The 12,921-nt window shown below is 60.0% G+C and carries 9 protein-coding genes; 7 read left to right on the forward strand and 2 right to left on the reverse strand.

Annotated elements, in window-relative coordinates:
* Positions 1–48 precede the first annotated feature (48 nt).
* Positions 49–1,962, forward strand: a complete 1,914-nt coding sequence (locus AB4P96_RS11910; RefSeq protein WP_395600804.1) for a hypothetical protein — start codon at positions 49–51, stop codon at positions 1,960–1,962.
* On the opposite strand, the gene AB4P96_RS11915 is transcribed toward AB4P96_RS11910, so the two are convergent.
* A complete protein-coding gene (locus AB4P96_RS11915; RefSeq protein ID WP_017138735.1) occupies positions 1,948–5,256 on the reverse strand; it encodes an EAL domain-containing protein in 3,309 nt (1,102 codons plus the stop codon). The two genes, AB4P96_RS11910 and AB4P96_RS11915, sit on opposite strands and share 15 nt — an antisense overlap.
* Positions 5,257–5,323: 67 nt before the next feature.
* Positions 5,324–6,214 carry a LysR family transcriptional regulator gene (locus AB4P96_RS11920; RefSeq protein ID WP_017138736.1) on the reverse strand — a complete coding sequence of 297 codons (891 nt, stop codon included), beginning with the start codon at positions 6,212–6,214 and terminating at the stop codon, positions 5,324–5,326.
* Positions 6,215–6,354: 140 nt separating this feature from the next.
* Here AB4P96_RS11920 and leuC point away from each other — a divergent pair, with 140 nt between their 5' ends.
* From leuC to AB4P96_RS11950, 6 genes are all read left to right on the forward strand, one after another.
* Entirely contained in the window at positions 6,355–7,773 is a 1,419-nt protein-coding gene (leuC, locus tag AB4P96_RS11925; RefSeq protein ID WP_395600805.1) for a 3-isopropylmalate dehydratase large subunit, read from the forward strand.
* Between the two features lie 10 nt (positions 7,774–7,783).
* Positions 7,784–8,428: a 3-isopropylmalate dehydratase small subunit gene (gene leuD, locus AB4P96_RS11930; protein ID WP_395600806.1), complete on the forward strand. Its 645-nt coding sequence runs from the start codon at positions 7,784–7,786 to the stop codon at positions 8,426–8,428.
* Between the two features lie 128 nt (positions 8,429–8,556).
* The gene (locus AB4P96_RS11935) at positions 8,557–9,321 is read left to right on the forward strand and encodes a class I SAM-dependent methyltransferase (RefSeq protein WP_236446627.1); all 765 of its coding nucleotides are present in this window, start codon (positions 8,557–8,559) and stop codon (positions 9,319–9,321) included.
* Between the two features lie 53 nt (positions 9,322–9,374).
* A complete protein-coding gene (leuB, locus tag AB4P96_RS11940; RefSeq protein WP_021491199.1) occupies positions 9,375–10,457 on the forward strand; it encodes a 3-isopropylmalate dehydrogenase in 1,083 nt (360 codons plus the stop codon).
* A gap of 64 nt (positions 10,458–10,521) precedes the next feature.
* Positions 10,522–11,634 (forward strand): aspartate-semialdehyde dehydrogenase, encoded by a 1,113-nt coding sequence (gene asd, locus AB4P96_RS11945; RefSeq protein WP_017138739.1) that lies wholly within the window; start codon positions 10,522–10,524, stop codon positions 11,632–11,634.
* A 239-nt stretch (positions 11,635–11,873) separates the two neighbouring features.
* Positions 11,874–12,884 (forward strand): aspartate-semialdehyde dehydrogenase, encoded by a 1,011-nt coding sequence (locus tag AB4P96_RS11950; protein ID WP_176991850.1) that lies wholly within the window; start codon positions 11,874–11,876, stop codon positions 12,882–12,884.
* Positions 12,885–12,921 lie beyond the last annotated feature (37 nt).

A 12,921-nucleotide genomic window follows, 5' to 3' on the forward strand; every position in this document is an offset into this window, starting at 1 on the left:
CATTCCCTGCCTTTTACAGGGCCGATCTCACACTCCACAGACGTTAAATTGCTGGACGTTGTCAACGCATTCAATGCCCCTCAAAGACGCTTTGGTGAGGACTATGACGCCAGTGCTCACTTAGCGGTTATCAAAATGATGATGGTTACTTTTGGTCAACGCCCTTCGGACTTGTTTACGAAGGTCAAACGTGCCGAGCAGGGGTATGAGGTCACGCTTAGAGATGGCAACAAAGTTCAAGTGTCCGATCTCGAGTTACGGCAAACAGCCGCCGGCTCAAGAATTGTTGGACATGACCCGGCGGCGATCAGTGATGCGAACTTTGCATTGGCTGTGTTTGTTAAACGTAAACAACTAATGGGCGTTCAGGCACGTAATAGTCAGGGGTTTAAGAGTGCATTATCAAATTCGTTGCGTGGTGAGACGACTTATAATGTGCTCAAGGGCCTGGGCATGGCCGGTTTTTTACGCCAAGTACCGTCGGCGCAGTTGGCAGGCAGCGGGGTCGGCGTCATGCAAACCCATACATTTGGCGGTGCCCTGGTCTATGGGGGCGTGAGCCATGAATATGGGGGCCAGCGACCTGTCGAGCGTCCCTATGTCTACGTGCTGGTTAATCACAATACGTCCGTTGAGGTGCAGGGTAATGCCTCTGGTTTGAGTGCCAGCGCTCAGCCTCAGAGCCCCTCCGACCCCGGCGTGCCGCCAATGAGCGATTTGTCTTCCGACATCCCTGTTCGAGCAAAGGGGCAGAAACCTGTCGATATGGTAAGAAGTTTTGACGTCGCTGAACGACGGTTCGGTGAGGGCGATACCCGTCGGCATGCGTCAGTGATCAAAATGATGATGATGAGGTTTGGTCAAAGTCCGCAGGATGTGTTCGACAAGGTCGTGGCGGCCGCAGAGGGCTATGACATCACCATGAAGGACGGTTTTTCTTTACATCTGTCCAACGAAGAATTGAGTCGCACGGCCGGGGTCTCGCGGTTTACCGGCGGTGACGGCGGTATTGTGATGGATGCCAATTTCATCTTGGCGGCCTATGTAAAACGTGTGCAACTGTCCAGTACGGACCCTGATAAACAGGGGAGCTTCGAGCGCGCGTTATCCGCGGTCATGCTTAATGATACGGTGTACCGGGCATTAAAAGGGATGGGGATGATCGGTTTCCTGCGCATTGTCGAACCCGAAAAAATGTTGAAAAAAGGCGCCGTTGCCGTCTTGGATAATTACGCTGGTGAGTTTGTACTGGATGGCATCAAATACTCGTCGGGAAAACAACAGCCTGTTGTCAAAGACTATGGCTATATGCTCGCCATGCAGCCGTCGAACACTTCGTCGGCGCCACCGGGCGGGAACATTTCAAACCTCTCCAGTCGTCAGGTGGGCGTCAAGCCTGACAATATCTGGAGTGGGTTCTATCAAGGTTCAGAACTCAACTGCGTCACCGTCTCTGCGATCAAGGCCGCGATGATGAAGTACGGTCAAAATCCCCAGGGCATTTATAAACGCATTATTGAGACACCCGAGGGTTATACCGTGACCATGCGTGACTCATGCACGGTACACCTGACCCACGATGAGTTGAAAAAAGCGCAAAAAGGTTCGCACTTCTTCGGTGAAGATAAAGGTCTTTTGCACGACGCGATTTTCATGTTCGCGGTGAGCGCAAAGCGCGCGCAAATGGAAAATCACGAGTTTCGGGCTGAAGCGAGTTTTGAGGCCGCCATGGGGACGCTCAATGATAGAGAAACCCCTGGCGAAGCACTTCGGCGCCTTGGCTTGTATGCCTTCACGCGTAGCAGCACTGCCGAGGAATTGGCCAGTGGCGTTGCGGGCACTCTTGCCAATCATGGCCACTCCGTAGGCGTTTTTGACGGAATTATCGATTTTTATGGGTCAACAATAAAATTGGCCGGTTCGGACTGGGAGAAAGGCGCTCACGCGTTAAAACTGGTGTAGACCGGGTGAGGGCGGTTGGACCAGTAACTGCCTGAACGCCTTGATCGGCAACGGCCGGCTGTGCAAATACCCTTGGAACAAATGGCACCCCAGCTTTTGCAGGAACGCCAGTTGCTCCGGCGTTTCCACGCCCTCGGCAATTACATCAAGGTTGAGGCTGCGGGCCATGGCCACGATGGCGCGGATGATTTCCGCGTCGTTGGGGTCATGGGTGGCATCGCGCACGAAGGACTGGTCGATCTTCAGCGCATCCACCGGCAGGCGTTTGAGATAAGTCAGCGACGAATAGCCGGTGCCGAAGTCATCCATGGCAAAGCTCACGCCGAGCTTTTTCAGGCGGCGCATCTTGGCCACGGTGTCGTCCAGGTTCTGGATGACGATGCCTTCGGTGATCTCCAGCTTTAACAGGCTGCAGGGCAGATGATGCTGTTTGAGGCTGTGTTCTACCCGCTCCACAAAGTCGTTCTGGCGAAACTGCCGGGGGCTGATATTCACGCACAGGCTGAAATTTAGCGGGTCTACCAGGCCCTCGGCAATCAGCTGCGCAAAGGCGCCGCAGGCCTCATCGAGAATCCAGGTGCCGACCTCCAGGATCAGGCCGCTGTCTTCCAGTACCTTGATAAATTCGGTGGGTGACTGCGCGCCCAATTGTGGGTGCTGCCAGCGCACCAGCGCCTCGGCGCCGACAATTTTGTTGCCGCGTGCATCCACCTGGGGTTGGTAATGCACGCTGAACTCACCGCGTGACAGCGCCAGGCGCAGGTCGGTCTCCATGCGCAGACGCTCACTGGCGGTTTTCTGCATGCTGTTGTGGAACATTTGCGTGGTGTTGCGCCCCGAGTCCTTGGCGCGATACAGCGCAATATCGGCGCGCTTGAGCAGGTCGGCCGGTGTGGAGCCATGATCGGGTATAAGCGCCACGCCGATGCTCGGTGTGACCTGCAAGCGGTGGCCATCCAGGAACATCGGCTCCGACAGCAGTTCGCGCAGCGTGTCGGCCAATACTTGTACTTGGCCGCTGACCGCTGTACGTGTGCCTTCCAGGCCACTGAGCAACACCACGAATTCATCGCCGCCCAGGCGCGCCACGGTGTCTTCCAGGCGCACGCTGGCTTCCAGCCGTGCAGTGACTATTTTCAGCACGGTGTCGCCCACCGGGTGACCGAGGGAATCATTGATGTGCTTGAAGTGGTCAAGGTCGAGGAACAATAACGCGCCGCGCAGGTTATGGCGTTTGAGCAGGGCGATCTGCTGACTGAGACGGTCCATCAGCAGCGCGCGGTTGGGCAGGTTGGTCAGAGGGTCGTGGTAGGCCAGGTGACGAATCTGCGCCTGGGCGTTTTTCAACAGGCTCACATCCCGTGCAGTCAACAGCAGGCACGGGGTTTCATTGAGGGTGATGGGTTCGACCGAGACTTCCACCGCCAACACTTCACCGCGCTTGTTGTGCCAGAGCATTTCCAGGTGATGAATGCGGCCCTTGATCTGCAGTTCGGCCAACAATGCCGCGCGCTGGTTTTCATCGGCCCAGATGCCGATCTGGTAGAGCGTGAGGCCGATGGCTTCTTCGGCGCGGTAGCCGGTCAGGCGGCAGAAGCCGTCGTTGACCTCGACGTAACGGCCGGTGTCGCGCTCGGTAATGGAAATCGCGTCAGGGCTGGAGTGAAAGGCCTTGGCGAACTTCTCTTCACTGGCCTTGAGCGCGGCTTCCGAGCGCTGTTGCTGGGTGATATCGCGCAACGTCGTGACAATGCAGGGTTGGTCACCGACCTTGATCAACCGGCTGGAAATCACGCAGGTCAGGCTGTGGCCGTTCTGGTGATGCACCACCAGGGCCACATTGCTCAACGATTGTTCGCGGATCACCTGCTCAATGCGTTGCAGGCGCTGGCTCGAATCGTCCCACAGGCCGATCTGCTCGGCGCTGTTGCCGATGACGTCGGCAGCGGTCCAGCCGAAGGTCTGGGTAAAGGCCGGGTTGATCTCGATAAACACGCCGCTGTCCAGGCAGGTTACGCAGATTGGGTCGGGGCTGGCCTGGAACAGGCTGGCGAATTTTTCCTCGGAGGCGGTCAGGCGTTGTTCGCGTTCAACCTGGTCGGTGATATCGAGCAAGGTGCCGGCCATGCGCAGCGGCTTGCCGGCGTCATCGCGATACAGGCGTGCACGGCTTTCCAGATAGCGCGGGCTGCCATCTTCCATTTCCACGCGGTAGGTCAACTGATAGTTGCCGTCCGGGCCTTCGCGCAGGCTGCGGTAGGCGTTGCGCATGCCCTCGCGGTCGGCATCGGACATGCCTTCAAAAAACGCATCGAAGGCTTCGTGGAACGGTTCGGGCGGCAGGCCGTGCAACTGGGCGGCGCGGGCCGAACCGTAGAGCATGCCGGTGGGGATATGCCAGTCCCAGGTGCCCAGTTGCGCCGAATCCAGGGCCAGGTCGAGGCGCTCCTGGCTGTCCTTGAGGGCCTGCTCGGCGTTCTTGCGGTCGGTGGTGTCAAGAAAGGTGCTGATCAGGTAAGCCTCGCCCTCAAGCTCGACCTTTTGCGCGCTGAGGGTGCCATCGTGAATCTGGCCGTTGCTGGCGCAGAACTGCACGTCCATGGTGATCGGCTCGCCCTTGCGCTGGGTGGCCTTGACCAGCAGCGCGCGCTCCTCGGGGTGGCGCCACAGGCCCAGCTCCAGGGTGGTGCGGCCGATGGCCTCGGCCACGGGCCAGCCAAAGTGAATCTCGAAGTACTGGTTGGCTTCGCTGATGCGGCCGTCGGACTGGCGGGTGAGCAACACCATGTTGGGGCACAGGTGAAACAGCGTGGCGAAGCGTTTTTCCGATTGCATGAGGGCGTGTTCGCGCTCGCGTTGGCGAGTGGTTTCGCGAATTACCCCGATCATGCGGCGCCGGCCGGTTTTGTCCGGCGCCAGGCTGCCGTTGATTTCCAGCCAGTGATGGCTGCCATCCGGCCATTGGATGTGGTGGTGCATGGCCTGCTCGAACGGCTCGCCCGCCAGCACCGCATGGAACGCGCGCACCACCCGGGCGCGGTCCTGCGGCGCCAGCAGGTCCAGGTAGTCGAGGTCTTTGGGCAAGGGTTGCCGAGGGTCGTAGCCAAACAACGCCTGGGTGCCGCGTGACCAACTGATCCTGCCGGTATCGATTTCCCAGCACCACGCGCCAAGGCGGGCAGCATTGAGGGCCGCCAGCAATTGTGGAGCACTTTCCCAGCTTTGTTCCGCCTCTTGAGGGTCCAAGGCGTAAATGCGCGGCAGGGGCGGTACGGAATCGACGGGGTTGCGCATTATCAATGGGCCTTGGCTCAATGGGCGTTCGGCGCGGGATTATTCAGGCTTTATGGGCCGCACAGCTTCATGCCGGTATCCCTGGCAGATCGACCTGTGCATCCAATAGGCTCATGAAAGCCCGCGCAGCGTTCGACAGCGTCCTTTCGGTGTGCACGATATAGCCTAGCTGGCGACTGAGCTGTATGCCCGGCAAAGCGATACTTGCCACCTGATCATCGAGCATGGTGCGCGGCAAAACGCTCCAGGCCAGGCCGATGGAGACCATCATCTTGATGGTTTCCAGGTAGTTGGTGCTCATGGCGATGTTGGGCGTGAGGCCCTGGGCCTCGAACAGCCGTCTGACGATATGGTGGGTAAAGGTGTTGCCGCCGGGAAAGACCGCCGGGTGTTTGGCAATGTCGGCAAGGCTGACCATACCATTGCCGGTCAAGCTGTGTTCCGGTGCCACCACGAAGTCCAGCGGGTCGTCCCACACCGGCGTGGCGCGCACCAGGTTGTGCGGTTCAGGTGCCAGGGTGATGACCGCCACTTCGGCACGGCCATGGAGGATTTCTTCGTAGGCCACTTCCGAATCAAGGAACTGAATATCCAGTGCCACATTGGGATATTGCCGGGTAAAGGTGCGCAGAATGGGCGGCAGGCGGTGCAGGCCGATGTGATGGCTGGTGGCCAATGTCAGCCGGCCGCTGACTTCGCCGGTCAGGTTGGTGAGCGCCCGGCGTGTATCGTCCAGCACATTCAAAATCTGATAAGCGCGTGGCAGCAGGGCGCGCCCGGCTTCGGTCAGGCCGACTTCACGGCCCAGGCGATCGAACAGGCGCACCTTTAATTGTTGTTCCAGCCCGGCGATGCGTTTGCTGATCGCAGGCTGGGTCAGGTGCAGGCGATCACCGGCGCCGGAAAAGCTGCCGGTCTCGGCGATAGCGATAAAGGCGTTGAGGTTGGCCAGGTCCATGGTGGTATTCCAGTTGGTAATCCAAAGCATAAAAAATATGAATTTGAGTTATTTAATGTAGCGCCATACCATCAGCCTCACAAGCCAAAGGGTTATTGAAAAGCCCGGCGTATAGATGCACCTGTGATGAGGACCGACTGATGGCCGGCAAAACGCTTTACGACAAGCTTTGGGATTCCCATGAAGTGAAACGGCGCGACGATGGCTCGTCGCTGATCTATATCGACCGTCACATCATCCATGAAGTGACCTCGCCCCAAGCGTTCGAAGGCCTGCGACTGGCCGGGCGCAAGCCTTGGCGCGTCGACTCGATCATCGCCACCCCGGACCACAACGTGCCGACCACTCCGGAACGCAAGGGCGGGATCGACGCCATCGTCGACACCGTGTCGCGCCTTCAGGTGCAGACCCTCGACGACTACTGCGACGAATATGGCATCACCGAATTCAAGATGAATGATGTGCGTCAAGGCATCGTCCACGTGATCGGCCCGGAGCAGGGCGCCACCTTGCCGGGCATGACGGTGGTCTGCGGCGACTCCCACACGTCCACCCACGGCGCGTTCGGCGCCCTGGCGCACGGCATCGGCACCTCCGAGGTGGAACATGTGTTCGCCACCCAGTGCCTGGTCGCTAAAAAGATGAAGAATATGTTGGTCAAAGTCGAAGGCACCTTGCCTTTCGGCGTGACCGCCAAAGACATCGTGCTGGCCGTGATCGGCAAGATCGGCACCGCCGGCGGTAACGGCCACGCCATCGAGTTCGCCGGCAGCGCGATTCGCGACCTGTCCATCGAAGGCCGCATGACCATCTGCAACATGTCCATCGAAGCCGGTGCCCGCGTGGGCATGGTGGCGGCGGACGAAAAAACCGTTGAATACGTCAAAGGTCGCCCATTCGCACCGGCGGGCGCCGATTGGGATGCCGCCGTTGAAGCCTGGAAAGACCTGGTCTCCGACACCGACGCGGTGTTCGACACCGTGGTCGAGCTCGACGCTGCCCAGATCAAGCCGCAAGTGAGCTGGGGTACCTCGCCGGAAATGGTCCTGGCGGTTGACCAGAACGTGCCGGACCCGGCTAAAGAAACCGACTTGGTCAAGCGCGGTTCCATCGAGCGCGCCCTGAAATACATGGGCTTGCAAGCCAACCAGGCGATTACCGACATTCAGTTGGATCGCGTGTTTATCGGTTCCTGCACCAACTCGCGGATCGAAGACCTGCGCGCTGCGGCGGTGATCGCCAAGGGCCGCAAAGTGGCTTCGACCATCAAGCAAGCCATCGTGGTGCCGGGTTCGGGCCTGGTGAAGGCTCAAGCTGAAGCCGAAGGCCTGGACAAGATCTTCCTCGAAGCCGGTTTTGAATGGCGTGAGCCGGGCTGCTCGATGTGCCTGGCGATGAACCCGGACCGTTTGGAATCGGGCGAGCATTGCGCGTCCACTTCCAACCGAAACTTCGAAGGGCGTCAGGGCGCCGGCGGGCGCACTCACCTGGTCAGCCCGGCCATGGCCGCTGCGGCTGCCGTCAACGGTCGTTTCATCGACGTTCGCGAATTGATCTGAGGAATACCCGATGAGAGCTTTTACCCAACACACCGGCCTTGTCGCCCCTTTGGATCGCGCCAACGTCGACACCGACCAGATCATCCCCAAGCAGTTCTTGAAGTCGATCAAGCGCACCGGTTTCGGCCCTAACCTGTTCGACGAGTGGCGCTACCTGGACGTGGGCTACGCCTACCAGGACAACTCCAAGCGCCCGTTGAACAAGGATTTCGTACTCAACGCCGAACGCTATCAGGGCGCCAGTGTATTGCTGGCGCGGGAAAACTTTGGCTGCGGCTCCAGCCGTGAACACGCGCCGTGGGCGCTGGAAGAATATGGCTTTCGCAGCATCATCGCGTCAAGCTACGCCGACATCTTCTTCAACAACAGCTTCAAGAACGGCTTGCTGCCGATCATCTTGAGCGATGCCGAAGTGGATGAGTTGTTCAAGCAGGTGGAAGCTGATGTGGGCTACCAACTGACCGTTGACCTGGCCGCGCAGACCGTGACCCGTCCGGACGGCAAGGTGTATCACTTCGAGGTGGATGCGTTCCGCAAGCATTGCCTGATCAATGGCCTGGACGATATCGGCCTGACCTTGCAGGACGGCGATGCGATTGCCGCGTTTGAAGCCAAACACCGGGCGAGCCAGCCCTGGCTGTTTCGCGATGCCTGATTGGCGGTAACCGTGCGGGCCCCATCGCGGGCAAGCCCGACTCCCACCCTGGAATGCATTCCACTGTGGGAGCTGGCTTGCCTGCGATAGCGCCCGTACAACCACCCCAACACCCAAGGAAAGCCACCATGACCACCACCGCCCACACCCAAGTCGTGCAAAAACAATTCGGCGAGCAAGCCTCCGCCTACCTGAGCAGTGCCGTGCACGCCCAAGGCACCGAATTCGCGCTGCTCCAGGCCGAACTGGCCGGGCAGGGCGCTGCACGGCTGCTGGATTTGGGCTGCGGCGCCGGGCATGTGAGTTTTCAGGTGGCGCCACTGGTTAAAGAAGTGGTGGCCTACGACCTGTCCCAACAGATGCTCGACGTGGTTGCCGCAGCTGCTATAGACCGCAACCTGGCCAACATCCGCACCGTACACGGCGCCGCCGAGCGCCTGCCATTCGCCGACGGCGAGTTCGACTTCGTGTTCAGCCGCTACTCGGCCCACCACTGGAGCGACCTGGGCCTGGCGCTGCGCGAAGTGCGCCGGGTGCTCAAGCCCGGTGGCGTGGCGGCCTTCGTCGACGTCTTGTCACCGGGCAGCCCGCTGTTGGACACTTACCTGCAAACCGTCGAAGTGCTGCGTGACACCAGCCACGTGCGCGATTATTGCGCCGCCGAATGGATGCAACAGCTCAGCGAATCCGGCTTGCATGTGCGCACCAGCAGCCGTCAACGCCTGCGCCTGGAATACACCTCGTGGGTCGAGCGCATGCGCACGCCAGAGGTATTGCGCGCGGCGATCCTTGCGCTGCAACAGGCAATGGGCCAGGAAGTGCGCGATTACTACGAGATTCAAGCCGACGGCACCTTCAGCACCGACGTGCTGGTGGTTTTCGCTGAACGCTGATTGATTTTTCCCGACCTGCCCACGGGCGGGTCGCTTGATGAAATGAGGAACGCATGAGCAAGCAGATTCTGATTCTCCCTGGCGACGGTATTGGTCCGGAAATCATGGCCGAAGCGGTCAAGGTCCTGGAACTCGCCAACAGCAAGTACAGCCTGGGCTTTGAGCTGAGCCACGACGTGATCGGCGGCGCGGCCATCGACAAGCACGGCGTGCCGCTGGCTGACGAAACCCTGGACCGCGCCCGTGCGGCCGATGCCGTGCTGCTCGGCGCCGTGGGTGGCCCGAAATGGGACAAGATCGAGCGTGACATCCGCCCTGAGCGCGGCCTGCTGAAAATCCGCGCGCAACTGGGCCTGTTCGGCAACCTGCGCCCGGCCATCCTCTACCCGCAACTGGCTGACGCGTCGAGCCTCAAGCCGGAAGTGGTCGCGGGCCTGGATATCCTGATCGTGCGTGAACTGACCGGCGGTATCTATTTTGGCTCGCCACGCGGCGTGCGCGAGTTGGAGAATGGCGAACGCCAGGCCTACGACACGCTGCCGTACAGCGAGAGTGAAATCCGCCGTATCGCCCGTGTCGGTTTCGACATGGCCCGTGTGCGCGGCAAAAAGGTCTGCTCGGTCGATAAAGCCAACGTACTGGCCTCCAGCCAACTGTGGCGCGAAATCGTCGAGGAAGTCGCCAAGGACTACCCGGACGTCGAGCTGAGCCACATGTACGTCGACAACGCTGCCATGCAACTGGTGCGTGCGCCCAAGCAGTTTGACGTGATCGTCACCGATAACCTGTTTGGCGACATCCTGTCGGACCAGGCCTCGATGCTCACCGGCTCCATCGGCATGCTGCCGTCGGCGTCCCTGGACACCAACAACAAGGGCATGTACGAGCCTTGCCACGGTTCGGCGCCGGACATCGCGGGCCAGGGCATTGCCAACCCGCTGGCGACGATTTTGTCGGTCTCGATGATGCTGCGTTACAGCTTCAACCTGAGCGAAGCGGCGGATGCCATCGAGAAGGCCGTAAGCCTGGTGCTGGATCAAGGTTTGCGCACCGGTGACATTTGGTCACAGGGTTGCACCAAAGTCGGCACGCAAGAAATGGGCGACGCAGTAGTCGCCGCGCTGCGGAATCTGTAATCTCTCCGGCCCGCTTGCAGTTGTTGCTGCAAGGCGGCCCACTTTTTAACAAGGTGTAGTTGCGATGAAACGTGTAGGTCTGATCGGTTGGCGCGGTATGGTCGGTTCCGTGCTCATGCAGCGGATGCTGGAAGAGCAGGATTTCGATCTTATTGAGCCGGTGTTTTTCACCACTTCGAACGTAGGTGGCCAAGGGCCGTCCGTGGGCAAGGATATCGCCCCGCTCAAGGACGCCTACAGCATTGAAGAGCTGAAAACCCTCGATGTGATCCTGACCTGCCAGGGTGGCGACTACACCAGCGAAGTCTTCCCCAAGCTGCGCGAAGCCGGCTGGCAGGGTTATTGGATCGACGCCGCCTCCAGCCTGCGCATGCAGGACGACGCGGTGATCATCCTCGACCCGGTGAACCGCAAGGTCATCGACCAGCAACTGGATGCCGGCACCAAGAACTACGTCGGCGGCAATTGCACCGTCAGCCTGATGCTGATGGGCCTGGGCGGCTTGTTCGAAGCCGGCCTGGTTGAGTGGATGAGCGCCATGACTTATCAGGCGGCGTCCGGCGCCGGTGCGCAGAACATGCGTGAACTGATCAAGCAGATGGGCGCGACCCACGCCGCTGTTGCCGATCAACTGGCCGATCCTGCCAGCGCGATCCTCGACATCGACCGCCGCGTGGCCGAAGCCATGCGTAGCGACGCTTACCCGACCGAGAACTTCGGTGTGCCATTGGCCGGCAGCCTGATCCCGTGGATCGACAAGGAACTGCCAAACGGCCAGAGCCGCGAAGAGTGGAAGGCCCAGGCCGAGACCAACAAGATTTTGGGTCGCTTCAAGAGCCCGATCCCGGTCGACGGCATCTGCGTGCGCATCGGCGCCATGCGCTGCCACAGCCAGGCGCTGACCATCAAGCTGAACAAAGACGTGCCGATCGCCGATATCGAAGGGTTGATCAGCCAGCACAACCCGTGGGTCAAGCTGGTGCCGAACAACCGCGACATCAGCATGCAGGAGCTGAGCCCGACCAAGGTCACCGGCACCCTGAATGTACCGGTGGGCCGTCTGCGCAAGCTGAACATGGGCAGCCAGTTCCTCGGCGCGTTCACGGTCGGCGACCAACTGCTGTGGGGCGCTGCCGAGCCGCTGCGTCGCATGCTGCGGATCTTGCTTGAGCGTTGATCGCTTGAAGCCGTAAGAGAAACCCGCGTACTGGTGACAGGCGCGGGTTTTTTGTTGCCCTTGAGGCCGCCATCGCAGGCAAGCCAGCTCCCACATTTTGTTTTGTAAACACATTCAAGGGTGGGAGCTGGCTTGCCTGCGATGAGGCCATCAGCCTCACCACAAAGGCCAGCTTAATTGCCTCACCCCGAGCCACCCGGTAAAGTGCCGCTCCCCCCGCAATGCCCGAGGCAGCCTCCATGACCCAGACCTTTGAAATCGCCGTGATCGGCGCCACTGGCACCGTCGGTGAAACCCTGGTGCAGATTCTCGAAGAACTGGATTTTCCGGTGGGCACCCTCTATCTGCTGGCCGGCAGCAATTCGACCGGCGCCTCCGTGCCGTTTCGCGGCAAGAACGTGCGGGTCAAGGAAGTCGATGAGTTCGATTTCAAAAAAGCGCAGCTTGCCTTCTTTGCGGCCGGCCCGGCCGTTACCTTGAGCTTCGCCCCGCGCGCCACCGCTGCCGGTTGCGCGGTGATCGACTTGTCTGGCGCCTTGCCTGCTGAACAGGCGCCTCAGGTGGTGCCGGAAGCCAATGCCCATGTACTGGACAGTTTGAAAAAGCCCTTCCAACTGAGCAGCCCAAGCCCATCGGCGACCAACCTGGCCGTGGTGCTGGCGCCGTTGCGTGAATTGTTGGAGATCCAGCGTGTCAGCGTCACCGCCAACCTGGCGGTATCCGCCCAGGGCCGTGAAGCCGTCAGCGAGCTGGCGCGACAGACCGCCGAACTGTTGAACGTGCGCCCGCTGGAGCCCAAGTTCTTTGATCGGCAAATGGCCTTCAACCTTTTGGCACAAGTCGGCACGCCAGATGCGAAAGGTCATACAGCCCTGGAGAAACGTCTCGTACACGAACTGCGCGCAGTGCTGGAAACTCCATTGCTGAAGATTTCTGCAACCTGCGTTCAAGCCCCGGTGTTTTTTGGCGATAGCCTGACGGTGTCGTTGCAATTGGGCGCGCCGGTCGATCTGGCAGCGGTGAACCGTGCATTGGAAGCGGCGCCTGGCATCGAACTGGTTGAAGAGGGCGATTACCCCACGGCTGTGGGCGATGCGGTCGGCCAGGATGTGGTCTACGTCGGCCGTGTGCGTGCAGGTGTGGATGACCCGGCGGAACTAAATCTGTGGCTGACGTCAGATAACGTACGCAAGGGCGCGGCACTCAACGCCGTACAGCTGGCGCAGTTGTTGATAAAAGGCCTTGTGTAAAAGATACTTGGCGGCAATTTGTAGATTGATTCTAGCC

The sequence above is a fragment of the Pseudomonas sp. B19125 genome, from assembly GCF_044218855.1.
Taxonomy (GTDB): domain Bacteria; phylum Pseudomonadota; class Gammaproteobacteria; order Pseudomonadales; family Pseudomonadaceae; genus Aquipseudomonas; species Aquipseudomonas edaphica.